Here is a 22885-nt window from a genome sequence, read left to right as displayed (position 1 = left end):
CGATGATCACGTCGGTGCTGGTGGCGAATCGTGGGGAGATCGCGCGGCGGGTGTTCCGGACCGCGCGGGATCTGGGCGTGTCGACGGTCGCGGTGCACTCGACGGCTGACGCGTCGGCGCCGTACGTCGGGGAGGCGGATGCCGCGGTGCATCTGCCCGGTACTGCGCCTGGTGACACCTATCTGCGCGGGGAGTTGGTGATCGAGGCGGCGCTGAAGGCCGGCGCGGATGCGGTGCATCCTGGCTATGGGTTCCTGTCGGAGAACGCCGGGTTTGCGGCGGCCGTGATGGATGCGGGGCTGACCTGGATCGGGCCGCCGGTCGAGGCGATCTTGTCGATGGGGTCGAAGATCGAGGCGAAGAAGCTGATGGACGCGGCGGGGGTGCCGGTACTGCGGCAGCTCGCGGCTGGTGATGTCACCGATGCGGACCTGCCGGTCCTGGTGAAAGCCTCGGCGGGTGGCGGTGGCCGGGGTATGCGGGTAGTCGAGCGGCTGGCAGATCTCCAGGCGGAGATCGCGTCCGCCGAGGCCGAGGCGTTGTCCGCGTTCGGGGACGGGACGGTCTTCTGCGAGCCGTATCTGGCGACCGGGCGGCACATCGAAGTACAGGTGCTGGCGGATCAGCACGGGACGGTGTGGGCGGTCGGCGAGCGCGAGTGCTCGATCCAGCGGCGGCATCAGAAGGTCGTCGAGGAGGCGCCTTCGCCTTTGGTGGAACGGCTTCCGTGGATGCGGGAGCAGCTGTTCGAGGCGGCGCGGAAGGCGGCGCAGGCGATCGGGTACGTCGGCGCGGGGACGGTTGAGTTCCTGGCCGATGAGAAGGGCGGCTTCTACTTCCTGGAGATGAACACGCGGCTGCAGGTGGAGCACCCGGTCACCGAGTCGACGACCGGTTTGGATCTGGTGGCACTGCAGTTTGCCGTCGCGTCGGGCGAGGCGCTACCGGCCGAACCACCTGCTGCTGTTGGGCATTCCATCGAGGTGCGGTTGTATGCGGAGGACCCGGGGAACGATTGGCAGCCCCAGACCGGCACCCTCCACCGCTTCGAACTTCCTGGTTCTTCCTTTGGTCCAGGTGGTCCTCGGGAAGGCACGCCCTGGATCCGCGTGGACTCGGGCGTGGTGAGCGGGTCGGAGGTTTCGCCGTACTACGACGCGATGTTGGCGAAGGTGATCGTCTGGGGCGCGACGCGGGCGCAGGCGGCGGCTCGGTTGGCGGCGGAGCTGGAGCGCGCCGAGATCCACGGCGTCCGGACGAACCGTGAGCTACTGGTGTGGATTCTCCGGCATCCCGCCTTTCTGGCCGGCGATACCGATACGGCGTTCTTCGAGCAGCACGGGATTGGTGAGCCGGCGGATGCGGCTGCCGAGCGACTTGCTGCGGTGGCGGCGGCGCTGGCTGATGCTGCTTCGCGGCGGGAGCGGACTGCGGTCCAGCGCCGGGTGCCTTCCGGCTGGCGGAATCTCCCCTCGCAGGCTCAGCGGAAGAGCTATCGGGTCGGGGAGACGCAGTACGACGTCGACTATTGGGTGACTCGTGACGGGGTTGTTGTCGAAGGCGGTCCGACGGTGGTTGACGCCGCGCCTGAGCGAGTGGTGCTTGAGGTTGACGGGGTGCGGCGGGCGTTGACGGTGGCGGCGTACCCGGGGCTGGTGTGTGTGGGGTCGGTGGCGTTGGTGCCGGTTGAGCGGTTTCCTGATCCTTCGCAGCAGCTTGCGGAGGGGGCGTTGGTGGCGCCGATGCCGGGGAGTGTGGTGCGGGTCGGGGTTGCGGTGGGTGACAGGGTGACGCGTGGGCAGGGGCTGGTGTGGTTGGAGGCGATGAAGATGGAGCACACCATCTCCGCGCCGGCCGATGGGGTGGTGACCGAACTCGCCGTTGCCGCTGGGCAGCAGGTCGAGGTCGGGGTGGTCCTGGCCGTAGTACAAGTGGAGGAGGACGCATGAGCTTCGTCGAGTCCGAGGAACGTCGCGCGCTGCGGGCGGCGGTGAGCGAGCTGGGGAAGAAGTACGGTTACGCCTACTTCAACGAGCGAGCGCGCTCCGGCGGGCAGACCACCGAGCTCTGGCAGGAGGCCGGCAAGCTCGGCTACCTCGGCGTCAACCTCCCCGAGCAGTACGGCGGCGGTGGCGGCGGCATGGCCGACCTGTCGATCGTGCTGGAGGAGCTCGGCGCGGCTGGCTGCCCACTGCTGATGATGGTCGTGTCGCCGGCAATCTGCGGCACGGTGATCACCCGGTTCGGTACCGACGGGCAGAAGGAGCAGTGGCTGCCTTCGCTCGCCGACGGGACCACCACGATGGCCTTCGCGATCACCGAGCCCGACGCCGGCTCCAACTCCCATGGGATCATCACGACGGCCCGGCGTGCCGGTGACGGCTGGGCGTTGTCCGGGCGGAAGGTCTACATCTCCGGGCTCGACGTCGCCAAGGCCGTCCTGGTGGTCGGCCGGACCGAGGACGCGAAGACGGGCAAGCTCAAGCCGGCCCTGTTCATCGTGCCGACCGATGCGCCCGGCGTGGAATTCCGGCAGATCGAGATGGACCTGATCAGCCCGGACAAGCAGTTCTCGCTCTTCCTCGACGATGTCCAGCTGCCCGCCGACGCGCTGGTCGGCTCCGAGGACGCCGGCCTGATGCAGCTCTTCGCCGGCCTCAACCCCGAACGCATCATGGCCTCGGCGTTCGCGATCGGGATCGGCCGGCACGCGCTCGGCAAAGCCGTTGCCTACGTCAAGGAACGCCAGGTCTGGAAGACCCCGATCGGCGCCCACCAGGGGATCGCGCACCCGCTCGCGCAGAACAAGATCGAGCTCGAACTCGCCCGGCTGATGATGCAGAAGGCCGCCGCCCTGTACGACGCCGGCGACGACCTCGGCGCCGGCGAGGCGGCGAACATGGCCAAGTACGCCGCCGGCGAGGCGACCGTGCGCGCCACCGACCAGGCCGTCCAGTCCCTCGGCGGCAACGGCATGACCGTCGAGTACGGCGTGGCCTCGCTGGTCGCGGCCGCCCGGGCCAGCCGGATCGCGCCGGTCAGCCGGGAGATGATCCTCAACTTCGTCGCGCAGCACAGTTTGGGCCTACCGAAGTCGTACTGATTCCGCCATCGTCATCCTCCAAGGCCGTCGTCGTGAAGAGAGGACCCCGCCATGGTCATTCAGAGTGAGTACCCGCCCGTCGAGATCTTGGACGTGCCGATCCACGACGCCGTGCTCGGCCGTGCGCAGGAGTACGGCGACCGGCCGGCCATGATCGACGGCGTCACCGGGCAGCAGATCAGCTACGCGCAGCTCGACGGGATGAGCCGGCGGATGGCAGCCGGGTTCGCCGAGCTGGGCATCGTGCACGGTGACACGGTCGCGCTCTACAGCCCGAACACGATCATCTACCCGGCGGTCTTCTACGGCGCCACCCGCGCCGGCGCCACGGTGACGACGGTCAACGCGCTCTACACCGCGAACGAGCTGCACAAGCAACTGGTGGACTCGAAGGCGAAATTGCTGGTGACGATTTCGCTGTTCCTGCCGGTCGCGACCGCCGCCGTGGAAGGCACCGGCGTACAGGAGATCCTCGTTTGCGACACGGCCGAGGGCTATCGGTCGGTGATGGAGTTGCTCGCGTCGACTGCGCCCGAGCCGGTGGTCGACATCGATCCGGCCAACGACGTCGCGGTGCTGCCGTACTCGAGTGGGACCACCGGCGCGGCCAAGGGCGTGATGCTGACACATCGCAACATCGCCACGAACATCACCCAGGCCGAGCCGATGATCAACCTCGGGGACGGCGAGCGGCTGATCGCGATCCTGCCGTTCTTCCACATCTACGGGCTGACCGTGCTGATGAACCTGCCGCTGCGGCTCGGGGTGACCGTGGTGGTGCTGCCGAAGTTCGAGTTGCAGCAGTTCCTGACCGTGCTCGACGAGCAGAAGATCACTCGCGCGTTCGTCGCACCGCCGATCGTGCTGGCGCTGGCGAAGCACCCGGCGGTCGATGGGGTGGACCTGTCCTCGCTGAAGTACGTGACATCGGCGGCGGCACCGCTCGACGCTGACCTGGCCGAAGCGTGCGCCAAGCGGCTTGGGCTGCACGCAGTACTGCAGGCGTACGGGATGACCGAGTTGTCGCCGGGAACGCACTCTGTGCCGCAGGACGACATCGATCCGCCGCGCGGTGCCGTGGGCAAGCTCTTCCCGTCCACCGAGATGCGGCTGGTCGGTGCGGATGGCAACGACGTACCGGCGGGTGAGGTCGGCGAGGTCTGGATTCGCGGCCCGCAGGTGATGAAGGGGTACCTGGGCCGGCCCGAGGAGACGGCCGCGACCATCGATCCGGACGGCTGGCTGCACACCGGCGATCTCGGACATGTGGACGAACGCGGGTATCTGTACATCGTCGATCGGGTCAAGGAGCTGATCAAGTACCACGGGTACCAGGTGCCGCCGGCCGAGTTGGAGGCCGTGCTGCTGACGGACACCCGGATCGCGGATGCCGCTGTGATCGGGGTCGAGGTGGAGGGCAACGAGGTGCCGAAGGCGTTCGTCGTCCCGATGCCCGGAGTGGAGCTGACCGAGGCCGATGTGATCGAGTACGTCGCGGAGCGGGTCGCGCCGTACAAGAAGATCCGGCAGGTGGAGTTCATCGACGCCGTTCCGAAGGCTGCCTCGGGCAAGATCCTGCGGCGTGAGCTGCGAGCTCGGGAGGCTACGCGTGAGTGATTCCCTGGACTCGTTGTGAGTGAGGTGCTGCGGGAGCCGCAGCAGGACCGGAGCCGGGCGACTCGGCAGAAGCTGCTGGAGGCGTCGCTCGAGTCGCTGGCCGAGGTGGGCTACTCGGCGACCACTGTCGCGGTGGTGGCGGCTCGGGCGGGTGTGTCTCGGGGTGCGGCGCAGCACCACTTCCCGACGCGGGCTGATCTGTTTGCGGCGGCAGTGGAGTACATGACCGAGGTGCGGCTGGCGGAGATCCGGCAGCAGGCTGCGGGGCTGCCCAGCGGTAAAGGGCGGACCGAGGCGATCGTGGGGATGCTTGCTGACGTCTACACGGGTCCGCTGTTCCGTGCTGCGCTGCACCTGTGGGTTGCGGCGTCTACTGAGGAGCCGCTGCGCCAGCAGATCGTGCGGCTGGAGGCGCATGTCGGGCGGCAGGCGCACCGGGCTCTGCTGGAGGTGCTCGAGGTGGAGGAGCGCACGCCGGGGGTGCGGGAGACGGTCCAGGGAGTGCTCGACATGGCACGCGGTCTGGGGCTTGCCGACCTCCTGACCGACGACGCCGCCCGGCGCCGCGGGATCGTCCGGCAGTGGTCACTCATCCTTGACCAGGTGCTCGCGGCTGCACGCTAGCAAGCGCTGGGGCGTGGAGGGTGTGGGCAGCCGGGCAGCCGGTGCCTGCGGCTCAGCGGCTGCGGGCTAGGCCGCGGTGTGCGGTTCTGGCGGCTATGCGCTCGTCTACCTTGGCTGCCAGCGTGTCTGGGTCGCACTCGGCCAGGTGGTCGCGTACCAGGAGGTGGATGAAGGCGTATTCGCCTCGGCCAGTCCTGGACAGGACGTAGCGTTCGGCCGCGTAGCGCAGGAAGGCGCCGCGTCGCCAGGGCAGGTAGCCGCTCCACCGGAGCAGGAAGCCATGCAGTCCACGCGACAGAGCACCAGCGAAGAACGGGGCACGCCGCCGCCACGCCTTGGCGGCAACCGTGCCCGCCACGATGCCCATGACCGCCTCTGGCCCGTTGGTCCACCACAGGCTCGCGCCCAGCGCGGCAGCGACGAGCAGACCGGCCAGCGCGCCGGCACCGGTCCACTTGTCCATCCGCCACCGATCGCCGCCGTGCTCGTCCTCGCTGTGCGGGTAGACCAGATGATCCATTGGCAGCGCCTTCACGAAACGGATGCCTTGGGCAACCATCAGCGCGATCGCCGAGCCGGCCACGAAGTCGGTCGGGTCATCGACCCTGGTGAAGACCAGCCAGCTCGCGGTGGTGACGCCGAGCAGGCGGACGGTGAGCCAGAGGCGACGGCGGTTGTGGCCCGACAGGACGTACTCGAGGCCGTACGACACCCACACCACCGCGCCTTGCACTGCCAGGCCGAGCCAAGGAGGCAGACTCTCAACCAGAGCAGTGGCGATGAGGGCCGACGCCAGACCGGCGACGGCGCCCCCGCAGACCATGACCGCGATCAGTCGTCCGCGTGGTTGGTCACTGCCTTGGCGGAGCGTCCACCAAGTGCGCGGTCGCACATGGACCAGCACCAGTGCGATTGCGGCGACTGCGAGTCCGGACGATACGCCGTACAGGGCGGTGGCGGCTGCGGCGGATCCGGCGGCCAGGCCTGCGAAGAGGGCCGGCAGGCAGACCATGTGGGCCAGGTAGCCGACTGCGGGGAGGACCAGGCCGTACCAGCCGTTCGGCGTCAGGCGACGCGGTACTTCGATGCGGTCGCCGGCCCTGGTCCGTGTCCACCAGGCAAGGCACCAGAGCGAGCGGACGGCCGCGCGGGACTCGAAGTGCGGGCTGCTCGGGCGATAGCGAGCCAGCACCTCGGAGATGAACGTGTCGAACAGGTCTCTGCGATGATCGGCCAGCACTCCGGCGGCGACCTCGCGGGCGTCCCGGCCTTGGTAGGCGAGCGCCATGACATTGAGCATCAGTGGCGAGTTGACCAGGTCCCACAGGTCCTCGTCCCGCTCGATGGCAGCCAGCGCACCAGCTAGCTCTTCGCCGCCGGAGGCGAAGTAGTCGAGCACCTGGCGCCGGCTCAGCGGGCGGATGCGCACAGCGCCGTACAGCTTGAGGCGATGCTGCAGTTGCTCGTACTCCTGGATGCGGCAGGTGACGGCTATCTGGCCGACCAGGTAGCGCTGGCCCAGCTCGGCCAGTACAGGAGCGAGCTTCTCCTGGTGGGCAAGGGCTACTTCGTCCAAGCCGTCCAGCAGCAGGCCGAGACGGCCCTTGCTCAACCAGACCCGGCCGACTGCGGCGGGGATCTGGTACCGGTTGTTCAGCTCGGTCAGCAACCAGCGGATGAAGCCGGCGAGCAGCGGGCTGTCCGCCGGGTCGTCGTCCTCCTCGCGTGCAGTGGACGCGGTCCAGCTGGCCAGGTCGACAACGACCGGAATGGGGTTGTCGGGATTGCTGTGCGCCTGCGCGGCCAGGGAGCGGGCCAGCTCCAGCAGCAGCGTGGTCTTGCCGGCGCCGGGTGCTCCGAGGATCAGCATGGAGTCCTGGAGGTCGTCGAAGGCCGCGGCGATGTTGGCGTCCTCGCGGACCTCGGTGGTGTTGCCGTCGAGCGGCTGGACGAGCAGGTCGTACGGGCGGATCACCGCCTCGGGACTGACGTCGAGCGCCAGCGCGAGGTTGGTCTGCGAGGCGAGCGAACCGGCGAACCGGTCGGCCAGATAGCGATCGACCCGGGCCAGCGCATTCGGCCGGTTGCGCGGCTGGTCGGCCGAACGCGCCGAGAGCCCGACCGTCCGCCGACTCCGGTACTCCGCCAGCCCGGTGCCGATCGCGACCAGCCACAACACCCCGATCGCGGGCCACGTCCACCCGACGTACGGCGCCAGGAAGTCCGGCGCGGTCCCGCCGGTGCCGACGTTGATCGCGATCGGCAGCAACACCAACGTCAGCGAGATGGTCACCACGAGCACGACCACCCTGATCAGCCCGCGCATCCTCACCCACGGAGCGTACCCAGCCACCAGACCGCTCGCCGCCGATCCCGTGTCCCCGACCCCGCCGTCGTGGCCGCCGTCCGGATTCGTCCGGACTTCCCCCACGGCCGGCTGGGCGCCACCACAGTGGTCGCAGACCGAGTTGGACTCGCTACACCAGGGGAGAAACTTCGATGAACAAGATCCGGATCGGCCAGACAGCCGCCGCCGTACTGGCCGTCGCCGCCGGCAGCCTCACCCTAGGCGCCGCGGGCACCGCCACCGCCGTGCCCGCGGCAACCGACATCTGTACCGGCTACGGCACCAACCACCGCCTCGACGTGGCCGACATCAAGGCGTTGAAATACCCCCGGACCACCGTCGGCTACGTCGAGCTGTGCCAGCGCTGGGACGACAGCCGGTTGATCCGGTGGACCAACGTCCGGCTGGGCTACACGATGAACCCGGGCGAGCACGCCAACGGCCACGTCCGGAACCGGCATGTTGACAACCTGCCCGTCGAGGCCATCATGTCGACCTGCTACCACGGGACCGGCATCATCGTGGCCCCCGACCGGCTCTGCTCGACCGGCGGGGTCGAGTGGGTCGAGGGATGGCAGGACCGAGCCGACGCCTACATCTACAACGTCAACAACGTAGCCATCGCGGCGGGCGCGACGGACTGGACCAACTGACTTAGCCAGCCCGGGGCGGTGCCCCCAGCACAACCAGCTGGGCAGGCACCGCCACCGCAGTACCCGCTGCCCCAACTCACCTGCACTTTCCTTCACCCGCCGCAGGCGGGGTCCAGTGGGTGAAGGTGGGTCGGGAATCGTTGGTGCGGTGGCTTAAGTTGGACTTTGTCATGACTACTGAGCGGATCGATCGGGCCGGGGTGGGGCTGCGGTCGGAGCGTGGGCCGATTCTGCTCGCGGTGATGCTGAGTGTCGGGCTGGTGGCGATCGACGCGACCATTCTGGCGACCGCGGTGCCGTCGGTGGTCGAGGATCTCGGCGGGTTCACCCAGTTCCCGTGGCTGTTCTCCATCTACCTGCTCGCCCAGGCCGTCTCGGTACCGATCTACGGCAAGCTCGCCGACCTGCGCGGCCGCAAGCCGATGATGCTGCTCGGCGTGGTGCTGTTCGTGCTCGGCTCGGTGCTCTGCGGGTTCGCCTGGAGCATGCCCGCGCTGATCGCCTTCCGGCTGATCCAGGGCCTCGGCGCCGGTGCGATCCAGCCGATCGCGATGACGATCGTCGGCGACATCTACTCGGTCGCCGAGCGGGCCAAGGTGCAGGGCTACATCGCCAGCGTCTGGGGGATCGCGTCCTTCGTCGGCCCAACCCTCGGCGGCGTGTTCTCCGACTACGTCTCCTGGCGCTGGATCTTCTTCGTCAACGTCCCGCTCGGGCTGGCCGCAGGTCTCGTCTTCTACCGCCGGTTCAAGGAGAACGTAGTCCGGACGGCCAAGCCACAGATCGACTACGCCGGCACCATCCTGCTCGCGGTCGGCGGCTCGCTGCTGCTGCTCGGCCTGCTCGAGGGCGGCGTGATGTGGGCCTGGGACTCGGTCACCAGCATCGCGATCCTCGCCGTCGCCGCCTTGCTGCTCGTCGCCTTCGGGTTCGTGGAGCGACGCGCCGCCGAGCCCGTCCTGCCGCTGTGGGTGCTCGGACACCGCGTCCTCAATTCGGCCAACTCCTCGGCCCTACTCATCGGCGTCCTGATGATCGGCTTGTCGACGTACGTGCCGCTGTACGCCCAAGGCGTGCTCGGTACGTCGGCGCTGGTGGCCGGCTTCGCGCTTGCCGCGATGACGCTGGGCTGGCCGATCGCCGCCTCGCTCGCCGGCCGGCTGTACCTGCGCCTCGGGTTCCGGACCACGATGGTGATCGGCTCGGCCTTCGTGGTGGTCGGCGCGGGTCTGCTGCTGACGGTCAAGCCGTCGAGCTCGGTCGTCTACCTCGCGTTCGCCTGTTTTGTGATCGGGATCGGCCTCGGCTTCTCCGCGTCACCGGCGGTGGTGGCGGCGCAGTCGTCGGTCGACTGGAAGAGCCGCGGAGTCGTGACCGGCGCCAACATGTTCGCCCGCTCGGTCGGCAGCGCGGTCGGCGTGGCCATCTTCGGTGCGGTCGCGAACGGAGTGGTGGCCAGCCGGCTCGGTAACAGCCACGCCGACCTGGAGCATCTCCCCGGCGAGATCCTCGCCCCAGCCATCCACAACGTGTACTACGGCGCCGCCGCGGCCGCGGTACTCCTGGTCGTAGCAGTCATGTTCATGCCCAACCGAGTCACCGAGGCACCCCGAGACTAGGCGCCGCGGGACTCTGCGATGCGGCGGAGCCAGTAGCGGAACCAGTCGGGGCCGTAGGGGATGTAGACGCGAGTTGGGATGTCTCTGGCGTGCAGGTCATCCAGTACTTCGGGCCGGACGCCCAGTAGTTGCTCCACGGGGACTGGCCCGACAGCGAGCAGTACCGCCTCGCGTAGGCGGCCGTCGTGCGTGGCCAGGGACCAGTTGCCGCCGCTGGCTGCCAGTTGGTGAGCGAGGCGGAGATACGCGATGTCCGTCGGTTCGCCGTACGGGTGGGCGCCGACTGGTTCGACGTACGCGCCCTTGACGAGCCGGACGTGTACTCCGGCCTCTGTCAGCGCATCGATGTCTCCAGGGGAGCGCTGGAGGTTGGCCTGGACAGTGGCGCCGAGGTGGTCGGCCAGACCGCGACCGGCGACCTCCAGGACGCACTGCAGGATCTTGTCGGTCCGGGCGACATCCTCCGCGCCGATCTGCAGCCGTCGGCCCGGTGGGAGGGCTTCGGCGATCCGGGCGACCTGGTCGGCGGCACCGCCCGGGTCTGCGTCCAGTGCGAGGTGCGAGAGGTCCAGGGAGAGCCAGGCGTCAGCGGGCGGCTCGGGTAGGAGCTTGGCGAGCTCCAGGTATTCGTCGGCCACCCGCACCGCGTCTGCCGGGTCAGTGGACAGCTCACCGAACAGGTCGACGCTGATGCCGTGTCCCTTGGCGACCTGCGCCTCCGCTACCTGCAGTGCCTCGTCGCGGGTCCGGCCGGCGACGTACCGGGAGGCGGCCCGCCAGGCGTTCTCCTCGCCGCCTGGGATGCCCTTCACCAGTTGCTCGAGTCGCTCGTTGGTCGCCAGCTTGAACAGAATCGCCCGGTCCGCACGCATGCCGGCAAGTCTGCCAGCACCGTCAGGGCATTGGGGCGAGCAGAGCCGCTATCAGGCCGCCGACTGTGAACAGGACCAAGAAGATGGTGAAGCCCCGGTTGAGGGTGACCACTGACTGCTTGGTGACGGTGCCGGTGAGCTTGCGCCAGACAATGGCCAGGAGAGCGGTCGCCAGAAACGTGGCGAACAGTGCCATGAAGCCCGCGGCCCAGCCGAACCCGAGTGGCCGGGCGTCGAGATAGGCCTCGCCGAACCTCTCCTCCGCACTGCTGTGCCGACCGGGCATGAGGAGGGCGCCGCTGGCGGTCCAGGCCGTCACGGCGTAGGTGAGTCCTCGCTTGATGCGCTGCGACAGGCGGTGGCGCTGGGTGTACGCCAGGACCAGTACGACGAACGGCAGGCCTCCCCAGCACCAGCCGAGCACCCGCAGGGCGAACTCGTCGTGGTTGACGAGGCGTCCTAGTCCGCCGACCACGTCATCTGCCACGAAGGCGCCGCCCACTCCGCAGAGCAACGCAACGGCAAAGCCAACGCCGACTGCCCGGTTGATGTACCGGCGTACTGGAGGTGCGGTGGCTTTGGACATGAGAGGTGACTCTGCCACGGTCACAGAGCACTCACGCTACTAGGTTGGCGGTATGCGGCCAGTGGACTGTGTCGGGGCTTTGATCCGGGACGAGCGGCAGCGGGTGTATGTGCACCGGCGTACTGCGGAGCGGCGGTTGTTTCCGGGTATCTGGGACATCGTCGGCGGGCACCTGGAGGTCGGGGAGACGCCGGAGCAGGCGCTGGCGCGTGAGGTCGAAGAAGAGACCGGCTGGCGGGTCCGGAAGATCGTCGCGACTGTGGCCGACTGGGAGTGGGAGTGGCAGGGCCGGGTACGCCGGGAGCTCGACTACCTGATCACTGTCGACGGCGACCTGACCCGGCCCCGGCTGGAAGCGGGTAAGCACGACCAGAGCGCTTGGGTCGGACCGGACGACCTGGAGCTCCTCATGGTGAACCGGACCGACGGCGACCGGCGGCTCCGCGACATCGTGGCGCACACCGTCCGGACGCGATTCACCGAGCGCCTCCGGCTCGTGCCGATCACCGGACCGGGTGAGGTCCTCCCCGGACATGCAGCGGACCTGGAGCGGCTGCACGCCGACCCGTGGGTCGCCAAGTGGTACGCCGGAGCCTGGTCGACGCAGGAGTCGGTACGCCGGGCAGCGGAGTACCAGTCGCGCTGGGAAGCCAACGGGGTCAGCAAGTGGATGGCGTACGAACGCACGACCGGTGTACTCGTCGGACGCGGCGGGCTGGACCGCCTGGGACCTGACGACGATGCCACCCGCCAGATCGCGGACCTGCTCGCCGACGACGGCCGGTGGATGTCCGACCGGTTGGAGTTGGGCTGGGCGCTGGCGGGCTCGGCCCGCGGCAACGGCTACGCCACCGAGCTCGGCCGCTGCGCGCTCGACCACGCCTTCGACGCGTTGGCCGCTCGCTCCGTGATCGCGTTCACCGAGCGGCACAACCTGGCCTCCCGCGCGGTGATGGAACGGCTCGGGATGCAGTACGCCGGCGAGATCCTGACGGACGGGCTGATCGAAGGGCAGGAAGGAGTGCGTCCCGGCGCGCCGTTCGCGGTGTACGTCGCGGTCAGCGGTGGTCGAGGCCTTTGACGAAGCGGGTCAGCAGAGTCGCGAAGGCTTGACGGTCCGCGTCGGACCAGTCGTGCATCGCGGTGGCGAAGCGTTGCCGGCGGAAGCGATGGACGGCGGCCAGGCGTTCGTGGCCCGCTTCGGTGAGGACCAGATTGATGCGCCGGCCGTCGAGCTGGTCGGCTTCCCGCCGGACCAGGCCGGCGCCGACGGCGGCCGCGACAAGTTTGCTGGCCCGGGGCTGGTCGACGCCGAGCGCCTCGGCGATGCCGCTCACGCTGATCGGGGTGGCCCCGGCCGCCTCGATCGCGTCCACCACCTGCTGCGCCGAGTCCTCCGGTACGCCGGCCGCCTGGGCGAGGATCCGCCGGGTCTGACGGCGGCGGATCACCACCATCGCCGCCTCGACCTCGGCCACGGGGTCGACCATCTGCCCTCCCGAATATATGCTCATTGACATGTATATGTCAGATGACAACAAGCCTATCGGATGGTGGCTGAAGGAAGTGGACCGGCTGCTCGAGCAGTCCTTCGAGCAGGTGCTCTCCGCGGACGGGCTGAACCGGCGCCAGTGGCAGCTCCTCAACGCCGCCCGCGGGGACGTCCCGATCGCGACGGCACTCGCGCCGTTTCTGTCCGGCGGACCGGCCGAGCTGGAATCGTTCGCAGCTCCGCTCGCGGAGCGCGGCTGGCTCGACGGTGACCGGCTGACGCCGGAGGGAGCGGCCGCCCTGGAGCAACTGACCGGCAAGGTCGAGGCGCAGCGCCGGCGGGTCACGAACGGGATCGTCGACGCGGAGTACCTGCAGACGGTCGACGTCCTGCGCCGGATGGCGGCGAATCTCGGCCACGAGGCCGGAAATGGCTCCGCTGTGTGACCGCCCAGGCGCGGCGGTCACACAGCGGAGTCGGCCACCTCGGAGTGCGGCTTCTGGTGAGGTGTCAGAAGCCACTGCCCCGCCCGGCCCGAGGTGTCGGCCAGGAGGTGGTTTGGAACGGCTGGGCGGCGGCGATACAGGGACTCAGCCGCCGGCCCAGCCGGGCCGGTGGGCGGTGCGGTCCGGAGCTGAGGAGGCCCCGGACCGCACCTCGGGTTTCGTCCGGGACTGAGGAGTGCCCCGGACCTTCGAGCGCTGCTTCCTGGACGTGAGGAGTCCCCAGGAGCAGCTCCGGGTCTGAGGAGGACCCGGAAGCTTGGTCAGATATCGCTGTCCTGCTGTGGGCCGAGCAGGTCGTTGGTGACCCGGAGGCCGGCGAAACGGCGCCGCATCGCCTGCTCGTACCGCGCCGCCAGCGGTGCTTCCGCGACGTACTGCGCGATCACGTGCTCGCCGAACCAGACCCGCACTCTGCGCCGGTGCTGCCTCGACGTCATTTCTGCAACAGTCACTGCTTGCTCACCCCGTAACTCTCAGCCCTTGCAACCAGTTGGACTTACTGGTTGTCATGGCAGTAATGGTGCACAAGCCGACCGTGACCGCTCTAGGACCTGGACCGGACCTTTGCCGGACCTCTTCAGGACCTCTGGCGGACATCTGGAGGACTGCACCTTGTCGTGGGGCATGAGTCGAGACAACGTCTACTTGACGTGAACGGGAGGAACGATGGCGGGTAGGTATACGCCAAGAACGGTCCTGGCGCACTTGATCCAGCGCCGGAACCAGACCTACTCCGAGATCGTCGCCGAGTTCGTCGAGCTGGGTGGAACCATCACCGAGCGGCACCTGCGGCGCCTCGCATCGGGCGAGCGCGCAGGGACCACTCCACAGACCCGGCGCACCCTGCAACGCATGTTCGGCAAGCCGGTCGAGGAGCTCCTCGCCCCGTACGTCCCCGAGCAGGCCGCCCAGGTGGTGCCGGCGCCTGCATCGAGTGGACGGATCACGACAGGTAATGAGATGGAGGTACTCGACATGGCTGCCAGCCGTGCGCGGGCTTTTGCCCTCGCGGCCCAGACCGGTCTCGGAAGCGAGGCCATGGAACAGGTGTACGACGACGTGAGACACGTCGCGAAGGCCTATCCGCAGCGCCCGCTGCCGGAAATCCTCGGCCAGCTGGTCGAGACGCAGGACCTGGTCTTCGCGTTGCTGGAGAGCCGGCAGCGTCCGGAACACCTGCGGCAGCTGTACTTCCTCGGTGGCGTGACCGGCGGTCTGCTCGCCAAGGCATCGCACGACCTCGGTAACCCGCACGCCGCCCTGACCCAGGCCAGGACGGCCTTCCTGTGCGCCGACAACGCCGACCACCACGGCCTGCGCGCGTGGGTCCGCGGGCTGCAGTCGCTGGTCTCCTACTGGGCCGGCAACCCGCACGACTCGGTCCGGTACGCCCAGCTGGGCGCCGGCTACGCCGAGCAGGCCAACAGCACCACCGGGGTCTGGCTCCCGGTCAGCGAGGCCCGCGCCTGGGCCGCCCTGGGCAACGCCGACGCCGCCCGCGCCGCGCTGGTCCGCGCGGAGAACGCGTGGGGCTCGGTCCGGGACGACGACCTCGACGAGATGGGCGGCCTGTGCACCTTCGGCCGCAACCGCCAGCTGTACTACGCGGCCGACGCGCTCGCCTGGCTCCCGGGCGAAGTGGAGACCGCCGAGCAGTACTCCCGGCAGGCAGTGGACGCCTACACCGACCAATCGCACCCCGAGTGGGCCTTCGGCGACGCCGCCGGCAGCCACGCCGCCATGGCCATCACCCGGATCGCGAACGGTGAGCTGGACGGCGCCGCCGACGCGATCGCGCCGGTCCTGGGCCTGCCCGCCGAGCGCCGGATCAACGGCGTCGTGCACTCGGCCCGCCGGGTGCACCAGGCGCTGCGTCAGTCAGGCCGCGCGGACGACGCCCGCGAACTGCAGGAAGAGATCGAGATGTTCACCCGTACGCCGATGCAGACCTTCCCGCGGTAGCAGGCGGGATGGATCCGCTCACCGGCGATGGCATCAGGCTGCGCGAGTTGCGGCCGGAGGATCTGGAGGACTTCTTCGCCATCGTCGGTGACGATCGGGTGACCAGCTGGATGGCGTTCGACAGCCACACTCGTGAATCGGCGGAGAAGATGCTGACCGGGATCGTCACCCGGTCCGCTCAGGAGGACCGGCCCGATTACATGCTCGCCGTCACCCGCCTTGACGACGACCAGGTGATCGGCTTCGGACGCATCGCGCCGAGCGGCACGCAGGCCGGCAAGCTCGGCTATGCAATCGGCGCGGACCATTGGGGCCGCGGTTACGCGACCGACGCGGCCCGGACGCTGGTGAAGTTCGGGTTCGGGACGCTCGACCTGCACCGGATCAGCGCGGCGATCGGCCCGGAGAATCTGGCCTCCGTAGCCGTCGTCAAACGCCTCGGCTTCAGCTACGAAGGCCGTCTCCGCCACCACGTCTTCACCAACGGCGCCTGGCGGGACTCCCTGCTCTACTCACTCCTGGAGACCGAGGTCCGGGTCGGCAGCTGACGCCGGCCGATCGTCACCGCGGTGATCCCGGCCGCCAGCGCGGCCCCGATCACGGCGGCCAGCAGCCCAGCCCCGCCCACCAGAGCGTCGACGCCACCCAGGGTCGGCGTGTAGTAGGTGAGCAGCAACCACGGCACGGAGTTCACGGCGAGTGCCGTCGCCCAGACCCGGCTTCCACCGATCAGCAGCACGATGGCGATCACCAGCAGGCCGATACCCAGCAGGATTCCACCGCTGACCCGCACGGAGATCTGTTCGGGTGACCGGTAGTAGAACCACGGCTCGGTCTGGAGCGAGGACGCGCTCACGAGCACCACGCCGACGGTCGGGATCGCCCCCAGCAGGAGGACCGCACCGCGGTGACCATCAGGTCGTCGTGGCTCACCGGCGACCACGAGCACGCAGATCGCGGCCAGGAAGCCGAGGATCGCGCCGGGTGGCCGGGTGAAGCCGAAGGTTTCGGCGAACTGCTCGATCGGCGGCAGGATCATCGCCAAGGCGCTCAACCCGCTGAAGGCCGCGAGCCATCGCGCGGCCTGGGCACGGCCGACGGCCACCGCGATCGCGGCGAGCAGTCCTGCGACGTAGCAGATCAAGCCGGTGGTGAGATTGCCGATCGGCGACACCACCATGCTGGTTCCCGGGTCCCAGGGAGCCCACTCGCCGAAGATGAGGAAGTTGACGCTGATCGCCGCGACCAGAGTCACCGCGATCACCGAGACGCGGTTGCGGATCCCTTGCACCAGAGTCGGCGGACCTGACGAGTTGAGCCGCAGCCGGACCGCATGAGCGACCAGATTGAGCAGGTCCCCGAGGTCTGTCCGGCCTCGCGCATCGGCGGAGTCGAGCAGGACTCCGAGGACCTCGTCGCCGTGTTGGTCGCGCCACCAGCGTGGGTAGCACTTGAGCACTGCGCGGTAGACGGCGCTCACGCGACACCACCCCCGGCCGGGCGAAGGCGGAGCCGGCTGATGGCCTGGTCCGCGTTGGACTGGAGCCGGGCGGCCTCGGTGGCCAGCGCCTCCGCGCCGGAGTCGGTGAGTTCGTAGTACCGGCGGAGGCGTCCTTCGACGATCTCCTCGCCGGCCGGCCTGACGAGGCCTTCGGCGCGGAGGCGGTCGAGGGCGGCGTACAGGGTGCCGGGCCGCAGGGTGACCCGGCCGCTGGAGAGGCCTGCGACTTCGGTGATCACCGCGTAGCCGTGTTTGCGGCCGTCGGCCAGTGCGGCCAGGACGAGGAACGTCGGCTCGCGCATCTCGGAGGTGGACATGCCCGCCACCATAGTCAGTTCATCGGTATATGACAATGATCGACCGGTGAGGTGGTTCGTTCATGCTGCGCACATCTTTGCGTCATCAAGGACCTTGACAGTGACTTGACTTGGCATGTCAGCACAAGAAAGGTTCCGCCATGACCGCGCAGCAAGTTCCCGCCTGGGCCGATCCGGACGTTCCCGAAGAGTCGCTGGATCCGCAGGGGGTGTCGCGACGCGGGCTGATCCGGGGAGCCGGGCTGCTCGGTGCGGGTTTCGCGGTAGCCGGGATCGGTGCCGGTGAAGCGGCGGCCAGCCCCGGTACGCAGTACGGGGATCCTGAGCTGGTTTATCTGGTCGGCGATCACCATGTGCACACCCGGTACAGCCACGATGCGAAGTACGACTTCACGCAGCTCGCGCAGCGCGGGGCGCAGTTCGGGCTGGACTGGATGGCGTTCACCGAGCACAGCAACTTCGGGCACGCCGACAAGGGCGCGCAGGCGGAGCATGCGGAGGTGCTGAAGGCGCGGGCGGAGAACCCGCGGATGCTGATCTTCCAGGGACTCGAGTGGTACATCCCGGCCGCCGAGCACGGCACGGTGCTGGTCCCACCCGGGCCGAACGACGTCGCGCTGCTCCAGCAGTTCGAGCGCGAGTACGACGGCAAGCTGACCAACCGGGCCGACGACACCGCGGCGAACGAGCTGCACGCCGTCAAGGCGCTGCAGTGGCTGGCTGCGCAGAAGCAGAGCGGGTACGTCGACGACGTGCTCGTCCTGGCGAACCACCCGCTGCGGCTGGGGATCGACTCGCCCCACGAGATCCGGGGCTGGCGCGACACCGGGGTCTGCATCGGCATGGAGGGTGCGCCCGGTTCGCAGGGTGACGCCGACCCGGCCTGGGTTGCCTTCCGTGGCGCGACCAATGCGCAGCGCGGCGAGTACGTGAACAACCCTGGCACGGGCAGCTTCCCGGGGTACCCGAAGGACGCCTACCGCACGTACGGCGGCTTCGACTGGGCTACGGCGACAGTGGGTGGACTCTGGGATGCCATGCTCGCCGAGGGCAAGCTCTTCACGATCACGTCCAACAGCGACAACCACCGGACGATCTGGGACACCTGGAAGGACGGGGTGTTTCCGGCCGGGCAGAACTTCGACTCGCTCGGGTGGAAGCCGTCGCCGACCGACTCGGGTGTCCCGCAGCCTGGGAGTGACTTCTGGCCGGGTCAGTTCAGCAGGACGCACGTGGGCGTGACGAAGTACGGCTACCGGGAAGTGATGGCCGGTCTGCGTGCCGGACGGGTCTGGGTGGATCACGGGCAACTGGTGGACGGCATCGACGTACGGGTGGCTCCGGCCGGCTCTGCTCATCGTGGCGTCACACTGGGCGGGCGGCTGAAGGTACGCCGGAGTGAGCGGCTCGAGCTGCGAGTCACCGTGACCAGTGCGACCCGTCCGAACTTCCACGGAGTACTTCCTCGTCTGGCGCACTTGGACGTCATCCGGGGAGCAGTGACCGGTACTGCGGCCGACAGGGACAGCTGGCGCGCTCCGGACACTCGGGTGGTCGAGCAGATCGACGTACGGCGGAAGACGGGGACTTACACGCTTCGCATCCCGCTTGGGCGGGCTGACCGGTCGCACTACGTACGCCTGCGGGGCAGCGACGGCAGGCGGAACGGGCCCGGTTACCTGGGCAGTGCGATCGATCCGGCTGGGCCGATCCAGCATCCGACCAACGACGGTGACCCGTGGCTGGACACCTGGCTCTACACGAACCCGGTGTTCGTGGAGGTCAGCAGGTGACTGGCGGCTTGGAGTGGTGGGCAGACTGGACATATGTCCGCCACTGCCCAGGAGAGCCTGCTCGACCCGCTGAGGGACGGGCTGGCCCGGATGATCATGACGAAGGTGGCCGGCCCGGATCCGCGGGCTGCGCGAGCACAGGTTCACAACACAGTCGGCCCTAGGTGGTTCGCGCCGGACCGGCCGATCCGGCGCGTGCACGGGGACGCCTCGATGTTCGCCGGCGGGTTGCGGGCGCTGCTGCTGCAGTCGTTGCATCCACTCGCCATGGCGGCGGTGTCGGCGCACTCGGGCTACCGCGGCGACCCGTGGGGACGGCTGCAGCGGACCAGCTTCTTCCTGGCCATCACGACGTACGGCGCTGCTGCGGATGCCGAAGAGGCGGTCGCTCGCGTACGGGCGGTGCATGAGCGGGTGCGGGGTATCAGTCCTGACGGCGTTCACTACCGGGCTTCTGACCCGCATCTGTTGAAGTGGGTGCATCTGGCCGAAGTGGACAGCTTCCTGGCGGCGCACCAGCGGTACGGGGCCGCGCCTCTCGACGCACTGGAGTGCGACGGGTATGTCGAGGACACGGCTCGGGTGGCTCGGGCACTGGGTGTCGTGGACCCACCGACCACGCAACTGGAGCTGCGGCAGATGCTGGCGGAGTACAGGCCAGAACTACGCGGCACGACGGAGGCGAGGCAGGCGGCGCGGTTCATCCTCGTGCACCCGCCAGTACCACTGGCCGCCCGCCCCGCGTACGCCGTACTGACCGCTGCGGCAGTAGGACTGTTGCCCTGGTGGACCCGTTGGCCGCTGCGGCTCCCGCTGCTGCCACTGGCCGAGGGCACCGTGGTCCGAGCAGCCGGCGACGGCCTGACCCGAACCATCCGCTGGGCCCTGGCCTCGCCCACCCTGGGCGAAACCAACACCGAGTAACCCCGCCCCGAGCGGCGCGCGGTGGGAAGTGCACCTGGCGCCGGTAGTTTGGGGGTGTGCCGCTGCGCCCGAACCGCCCGCTGCCACTCGCTACTCCGGCGGGGGTCGAGGTGCTGACCCGCATCCTGACCCAGGGACCGATTCCGCGGGTGGAGATCGCGCGGCGGACCGGGTTGTCGCAGGCGGCCGTCACCAAGGCCGTCGCGCCGTTGATCGAGGCTGGGTTCGTGACCGACCAGCCGGTCGCAGTACCGGGTGATGACGTCGGCGAGAATCGCGCCGAGTTGGGGATCGGGCGGCCGGTGAGCCCGCTGACCGTGGTCCCGGACAGCATCTCGGTGATCGGGCTGAAGGTGACACCGACCGACCTGATCGGGGTGACGACCGACTTCCGGGCCGGGATTCGCGCGGTCCGGCACCAGCCGGTGACCGACACCTCCGCCGAGGCCGTACTCAAACGGCTGGTCGATCTCGCCAAGGAACTCATCGAGACGCTCGACGATCCGCTCGACCCGGCCGGGCCGCTGATCGGGATCGGTGTGGCGGTTTCCGGTGATGTCGACGCGCGCGGCGGCGTCGTACGGGACTCGCCGTTCATGGGCTGGCGGGACGTGCCGGTCGCTGCGCTGCTGACCGAGCAGTTGGACGTCCCGGTCGTGGTGACGAACGATGTCCGCGCGCTGACGGTGGCGGAGCACTGGTTCGGAGTCGGGGTCGACGCGGACTCGTTCGCGGTGGTGACGATCGGGTCCGGCGTCGGGTGCGGTCTCTACATCAACGGCGAGGTCGTGTCCGGCGCGTACGGGGTGTCGGGCGAGCTCGGGCATCTCCCGCTCGCGCCTGGCGATCTCGTCTGCACCTGCGGACGCCGGGGCTGTGTCGAGACGGTCGCTTCGTCGGACGCGATCCTGGCGCGGGTGCGCGAGACGACCGGCCGACGGGAGCTCGACCTGTCGGGTGCGATCGAGTTGGCGCACAGTGGCGACGAGCACGCGCGGGAGGCGTTCGACCGCGCGGGCGAGGTGATCGGCTCGGCGCTCGCCGCGATGGTCAACCTGGTCGGCCCGGACCTGGTGGTGATCGCCGGCGAGGGAGTCGCCGACTACGACCTGTACGACCAGCGGATGCGCCAAACCTTCAGCGAACACGCCTTCGGCGCCGCCGGCGACTGCCGCCTGATGCTCCGCTCCCACACCTTCGACGACTGGGCCCGAGGCGCAGCAGCCACCGTCATCCGCTCCTACGTAAGAGCCGAACCACCCCTCACCCGCTGACTCAGAAGGGCAGGAGCTGCGTGGGTGCTGTTGTGGTGCACCCACGCATGCTCTGGGGTCAACTGCGGGCGGCGGCGAGAATCTTTCGCCAGACCTTGCGGTAGGACTCCAGGCCGTCTTCGGCCAGAGGGCCGGTGGGGCCGGCAGTGATGGAGACTCGTTCGGGGATGGTGCCCCAGACCGGGATGTTCTCGTCGGCGTACTGCTTCATGGCTTCCTGGTAGCTGCGCGTGTAGGTGCGCGCCGAGCAGATCACCAGGCCGACCGGCACCTCCTTGGGTACCAGCTCCAGCACCGCCTTCACCCGTGGGGTTTCGACGCCGCCGACCCGGGTCGGGATGATGACGATGCGGGCCCGCTCGAGCGCCTTGTTCAGCAGGCGTTCGTGCGACGGGGGCATGTCCACCACCCCGATGCCCTCCGGTGGCACCTTGTCCAGTGCCTTGGTGAGGAGCCGCTCGGTCGGCGCCTCGGCGATCTCGATCCTGGCCAGGTGGTCGTCGTCGGAATCGGCGACCCAGTCTGCGGCGCTTCCCTGCGGATCGGCGTCGACGAGGGTGGCGGTGCGACGGTTGGAAGATGCCAGCGCGGCCAAGTACACCGACGTGGTTGTCTTGCCTACCCCGCCCTTCAGTGCAGCTGTCACGATGATCATGGAACCGACGCTACCCGGTTCCGTCCGATTTCCGGCGTGTCGTCGGCGTTGCTCGCGCGCCGCGTGATAGTTGCTCCGGGCTTCGACAAGCTCAACCACCCTTCAACCTGTACGCCGGGCCGCCGGCCGGGGTGACCGTCAGGCGGCGGGCTTCCGGATCGTCTCGATCATCGAGCTGAACCCTTCGAGGCCGTGCCCGTCGGCGTCCGACCGGGCGAACAGCGCGGCCACCGCGCCGGGCAGGGTGCCATCCAGACCCGCCTGGGTGAAGGCCTGTGCGATGTGTTCGCTGCCGACCGCCATCATGTGCAGGTTGTTCTCGGCACCGGGGTAGTTGGCTGCGTCGATCTCCTTGGCGAGGATCTTGAGGTAGCCCATCGGACCTTCGTCGGCGAGCTCGAGCATCATCTGCGCGGCGTACGGCCGGTACTGTTCGGCGCTGATCCCGACCGAGCCGAGCAGGGCCGTCGAGTACATGTAGCTGATCAGCGTCGTGCAGAACAGGTTGAGCATGGCCTGGTAGTAGACCATCGACAGCCCCGGGTCGGACCCGACGTAGTCGACCCGGCCCAGCGCCTCCAGCGTGGCCCGGTGGGTCTCCAGTACCTCCCGCTGGCCGCTGAAGAAGGAGTAGGCGCCGGGCTGGCCGATTCCTGGCGGCGGGACCATGATGCCGGCGGTGATGAGGGTGGCACCGCGCTCTGTCGCCCAGCGGGCAGCCTGGCGGAGCCGGTCGGGGCTGTCGGAGCTCAGGTTCACCAGTACTCGACCGGTGAGGTCGACACCCTGCAGGGAGTTGTCCATGGCCGCGTAGTCGACCTGGCTGATCACAACGAGGGTGCTGGCGGCGACGGCCTCTGCCGCCGTGCTTGCTTCAGTGGCCCCGGCTGCAACGAGCTGCGTGGCGCGGCCCGGCGTACGGTTCCAGACGGTGGTCGGGTGGCCGGCGGCGAGGAAGGTCTCGGCCATCTTGGAGCCCATGGCGCCGAGGCCGATGACTGTGACTGCTTCGTGGTTGTTGGTCATGCCTTGATCCTGCG

At 69.0% G+C, this 22885-nt stretch carries 22 protein-coding genes; 13 read left to right on the top strand and 9 right to left on the bottom strand.

What is annotated here, in order from left to right:
* The first annotated feature begins 2 nt into the window (after window positions 1-2).
* The 4 genes from ACQPYM_RS00740 to ACQPYM_RS00725 are packed head-to-tail and all read left to right on the top strand — an operon-like array spanning window position 3 to window position 5344.
* Entirely contained in the window at window positions 3-1949 is a 1947-nt protein-coding gene (locus ACQPYM_RS00740) for a biotin carboxylase N-terminal domain-containing protein (protein WP_433013144.1), read from the top strand.
* Window positions 1946-3103, top strand: a complete 1158-nt coding sequence (locus ACQPYM_RS00735; protein ID WP_433013142.1) for an acyl-CoA dehydrogenase family protein — start codon at window positions 1946-1948, stop codon at window positions 3101-3103. Before ACQPYM_RS00740 ends, ACQPYM_RS00735 begins: the two co-directional genes overlap by 4 nt.
* A gap of 51 nt (window positions 3104-3154) precedes the next feature.
* A complete protein-coding gene (locus tag ACQPYM_RS00730; protein WP_433013140.1) occupies window positions 3155-4720 on the top strand; it encodes an AMP-binding protein in 1566 nt (521 codons plus the stop codon).
* 15 nt (window positions 4721-4735) lie between these two features.
* Window positions 4736-5344, top strand: a complete 609-nt coding sequence (locus ACQPYM_RS00725; protein ID WP_433013138.1) for a TetR family transcriptional regulator — start codon at window positions 4736-4738, stop codon at window positions 5342-5344.
* Between the two features lie 52 nt (window positions 5345-5396).
* Here the strand turns inward: ACQPYM_RS00725 and ACQPYM_RS00720 are convergent, their stop codons facing one another.
* Window positions 5397-7670: an NACHT domain-containing protein gene (locus tag ACQPYM_RS00720; RefSeq protein WP_433023511.1), complete on the bottom strand. Its 2274-nt coding sequence runs from the start codon at window positions 7668-7670 to the stop codon at window positions 5397-5399.
* Between the two features lie 173 nt (window positions 7671-7843).
* Between ACQPYM_RS00720 and ACQPYM_RS00715 the strand changes: the two genes are divergently transcribed.
* Entirely contained in the window at window positions 7844-8344 is a 501-nt protein-coding gene (locus tag ACQPYM_RS00715) for a hypothetical protein (protein WP_433013136.1), read from the top strand.
* A gap of 170 nt (window positions 8345-8514) precedes the next feature.
* Window positions 8515-9963: an MDR family MFS transporter gene (locus ACQPYM_RS00710; protein ID WP_433013134.1), complete on the top strand. Its 1449-nt coding sequence runs from the start codon at window positions 8515-8517 to the stop codon at window positions 9961-9963.
* Here the strand turns inward: ACQPYM_RS00710 and ACQPYM_RS00705 are convergent.
* On the bottom strand, window positions 9960-10835 hold the full coding sequence (locus ACQPYM_RS00705; protein ID WP_433013132.1) for a proline dehydrogenase family protein: 876 nt from the start codon (window positions 10833-10835) through the stop codon (window positions 9960-9962). The two genes, ACQPYM_RS00710 and ACQPYM_RS00705, sit on opposite strands and share 4 nt — an antisense overlap.
* Window positions 10836-10857: 22 nt before the next feature.
* Window positions 10858-11421, bottom strand: a complete 564-nt coding sequence (locus ACQPYM_RS00700; protein ID WP_433013130.1) for a hypothetical protein — start codon at window positions 11419-11421, stop codon at window positions 10858-10860.
* Window positions 11422-11473: 52 nt separating this feature from the next.
* Between ACQPYM_RS00700 and ACQPYM_RS00695 the strand changes: the two genes are divergently transcribed.
* Window positions 11474-12502, top strand: a complete 1029-nt coding sequence (locus tag ACQPYM_RS00695; RefSeq protein WP_433013128.1) for a GNAT family N-acetyltransferase — start codon at window positions 11474-11476, stop codon at window positions 12500-12502.
* Here the strand turns inward: ACQPYM_RS00695 and ACQPYM_RS00690 are convergent.
* Window positions 12480-12911 (bottom strand): MarR family winged helix-turn-helix transcriptional regulator, encoded by a 432-nt coding sequence (locus tag ACQPYM_RS00690; protein ID WP_433013126.1) that lies wholly within the window; start codon window positions 12909-12911, stop codon window positions 12480-12482. The two genes, ACQPYM_RS00695 and ACQPYM_RS00690, sit on opposite strands and share 23 nt — an antisense overlap.
* Window positions 12912-12939: 28 nt before the next feature.
* Between ACQPYM_RS00690 and ACQPYM_RS00685 the strand changes: the two genes are divergently transcribed.
* A complete protein-coding gene (locus tag ACQPYM_RS00685) occupies window positions 12940-13359 on the top strand; it encodes a MarR family winged helix-turn-helix transcriptional regulator (RefSeq protein WP_433013124.1) in 420 nt (139 codons plus the stop codon).
* A gap of 320 nt (window positions 13360-13679) precedes the next feature.
* Here ACQPYM_RS00685 and ACQPYM_RS00680 read toward each other — a convergent pair whose 3' ends face one another.
* On the bottom strand, window positions 13680-13856 hold the full coding sequence (locus ACQPYM_RS00680) for a hypothetical protein (RefSeq protein ID WP_360276567.1): 177 nt from the start codon (window positions 13854-13856) through the stop codon (window positions 13680-13682).
* Between the two features lie 229 nt (window positions 13857-14085).
* On the opposite strand from ACQPYM_RS00680, the gene ACQPYM_RS00675 reads away from it, so the two are divergent.
* Window positions 14086-15381: an XRE family transcriptional regulator gene (locus tag ACQPYM_RS00675; protein WP_433013122.1), complete on the top strand. Its 1296-nt coding sequence runs from the start codon at window positions 14086-14088 to the stop codon at window positions 15379-15381.
* Between the two features lie 8 nt (window positions 15382-15389).
* Complete coding sequence (locus tag ACQPYM_RS00670; protein ID WP_433013120.1) at window positions 15390-15929, top strand: GNAT family N-acetyltransferase; 540 nt, start codon at window positions 15390-15392, stop codon at window positions 15927-15929.
* Here the strand turns inward: ACQPYM_RS00670 and ACQPYM_RS00665 are convergent.
* Window positions 15890-16861, bottom strand: coding sequence for a hypothetical protein (locus ACQPYM_RS00665; RefSeq protein ID WP_433013118.1), 972 nt, complete (start codon window positions 16859-16861; stop codon window positions 15890-15892). The two genes, ACQPYM_RS00670 and ACQPYM_RS00665, sit on opposite strands and share 40 nt — an antisense overlap.
* Window positions 16858-17199 carry a PadR family transcriptional regulator gene (locus ACQPYM_RS00660; protein ID WP_433013116.1) on the bottom strand — a complete coding sequence of 114 codons (342 nt, stop codon included), beginning with the start codon at window positions 17197-17199 and terminating at the stop codon, window positions 16858-16860. Before ACQPYM_RS00660 ends, ACQPYM_RS00665 begins: the two co-directional genes overlap by 4 nt.
* 140 nt (window positions 17200-17339) lie before the next feature.
* On the opposite strand from ACQPYM_RS00660, the gene ACQPYM_RS00655 reads away from it, so the two are divergent.
* The 3 genes from ACQPYM_RS00655 to ACQPYM_RS00645 are packed head-to-tail and all read left to right on the top strand — an operon-like array spanning window position 17340 to window position 21190.
* On the top strand, window positions 17340-18992 hold the full coding sequence (locus ACQPYM_RS00655) for a PHP domain-containing protein (RefSeq protein WP_433013114.1): 1653 nt from the start codon (window positions 17340-17342) through the stop codon (window positions 18990-18992).
* A 33-nt stretch (window positions 18993-19025) separates the two neighbouring features.
* Window positions 19026-19916 (top strand): oxygenase MpaB family protein, encoded by an 891-nt coding sequence (locus ACQPYM_RS00650; protein WP_433013112.1) that lies wholly within the window; start codon window positions 19026-19028, stop codon window positions 19914-19916.
* A gap of 56 nt (window positions 19917-19972) precedes the next feature.
* Entirely contained in the window at window positions 19973-21190 is a 1218-nt protein-coding gene (locus tag ACQPYM_RS00645) for an ROK family transcriptional regulator (RefSeq protein WP_433013110.1), read from the top strand.
* 58 nt (window positions 21191-21248) lie between these two features.
* On the opposite strand, the gene ACQPYM_RS00640 is transcribed toward ACQPYM_RS00645, so the two are convergent.
* Together ACQPYM_RS00640 and ACQPYM_RS00635 are read right to left on the bottom strand one after the other, a co-directional pair.
* The gene (locus ACQPYM_RS00640; RefSeq protein ID WP_433013108.1) at window positions 21249-21845 is read right to left on the bottom strand and encodes a ParA family protein; all 597 of its coding nucleotides are present in this window, start codon (window positions 21843-21845) and stop codon (window positions 21249-21251) included.
* 138 nt (window positions 21846-21983) lie between these two features.
* On the bottom strand, window positions 21984-22871 hold the full coding sequence (locus tag ACQPYM_RS00635; RefSeq protein WP_433013106.1) for an NAD(P)-dependent oxidoreductase: 888 nt from the start codon (window positions 22869-22871) through the stop codon (window positions 21984-21986).
* Between the last annotated feature and the right edge of the window lie 14 nt (window positions 22872-22885).

This window comes from Kribbella sp. CA-294648, assembly GCF_050943845.1.
Lineage (GTDB): Bacteria > Actinomycetota > Actinomycetes > Propionibacteriales > Kribbellaceae > Kribbella.
This window is presented reverse-complemented; position numbering and strand designations above follow the sequence as displayed.

Coding starts and splice junctions, on each gene's coding strand:
- ACQPYM_RS00740 (WP_433013144.1), top strand. CDS start 3: ATGATCACGTCGGTGCTGGTGGCGAATCGTGGGGAGATCGCGCGGCGG.
- ACQPYM_RS00660 (WP_433013116.1), bottom strand. CDS start 17,199: ATGTCCACCTCCGAGATGCGCGAGCCGACGTTCCTCGTCCTGGCCGCA.
- ACQPYM_RS00705 (WP_433013132.1), bottom strand. CDS start 10,835: ATGCGTGCGGACCGGGCGATTCTGTTCAAGCTGGCGACCAACGAGCGA.
- ACQPYM_RS00670 (WP_433013120.1), top strand. CDS start 15,390: ATGGATCCGCTCACCGGCGATGGCATCAGGCTGCGCGAGTTGCGGCCG.
- ACQPYM_RS00715 (WP_433013136.1), top strand. CDS start 7,844: ATGAACAAGATCCGGATCGGCCAGACAGCCGCCGCCGTACTGGCCGTC.
- ACQPYM_RS00650 (WP_433013112.1), top strand. CDS start 19,026: ATGTCCGCCACTGCCCAGGAGAGCCTGCTCGACCCGCTGAGGGACGGG.
- ACQPYM_RS00695 (WP_433013128.1), top strand. CDS start 11,474: ATGCGGCCAGTGGACTGTGTCGGGGCTTTGATCCGGGACGAGCGGCAG.
- ACQPYM_RS00700 (WP_433013130.1), bottom strand. CDS start 11,421: ATGTCCAAAGCCACCGCACCTCCAGTACGCCGGTACATCAACCGGGCA.
- ACQPYM_RS00675 (WP_433013122.1), top strand. CDS start 14,086: ATGGCGGGTAGGTATACGCCAAGAACGGTCCTGGCGCACTTGATCCAG.
- ACQPYM_RS00680 (WP_360276567.1), bottom strand. CDS start 13,856: ATGACGTCGAGGCAGCACCGGCGCAGAGTGCGGGTCTGGTTCGGCGAG.
- ACQPYM_RS00710 (WP_433013134.1), top strand. CDS start 8,515: ATGACTACTGAGCGGATCGATCGGGCCGGGGTGGGGCTGCGGTCGGAG.
- ACQPYM_RS00635 (WP_433013106.1), bottom strand. CDS start 22,871: ATGACCAACAACCACGAAGCAGTCACAGTCATCGGCCTCGGCGCCATG.
- ACQPYM_RS00730 (WP_433013140.1), top strand. CDS start 3,155: ATGGTCATTCAGAGTGAGTACCCGCCCGTCGAGATCTTGGACGTGCCG.
- ACQPYM_RS00720 (WP_433023511.1), bottom strand. CDS start 7,670: ATGCGCGGGCTGATCAGGGTGGTCGTGCTCGTGGTGACCATCTCGCTG.
- ACQPYM_RS00690 (WP_433013126.1), bottom strand. CDS start 12,911: ATGGTCGACCCCGTGGCCGAGGTCGAGGCGGCGATGGTGGTGATCCGC.
- ACQPYM_RS00735 (WP_433013142.1), top strand. CDS start 1,946: ATGAGCTTCGTCGAGTCCGAGGAACGTCGCGCGCTGCGGGCGGCGGTG.
- ACQPYM_RS00685 (WP_433013124.1), top strand. CDS start 12,940: ATGTATATGTCAGATGACAACAAGCCTATCGGATGGTGGCTGAAGGAA.
- ACQPYM_RS00640 (WP_433013108.1), bottom strand. CDS start 21,845: ATGATCATCGTGACAGCTGCACTGAAGGGCGGGGTAGGCAAGACAACC.
- ACQPYM_RS00655 (WP_433013114.1), top strand. CDS start 17,340: ATGACCGCGCAGCAAGTTCCCGCCTGGGCCGATCCGGACGTTCCCGAA.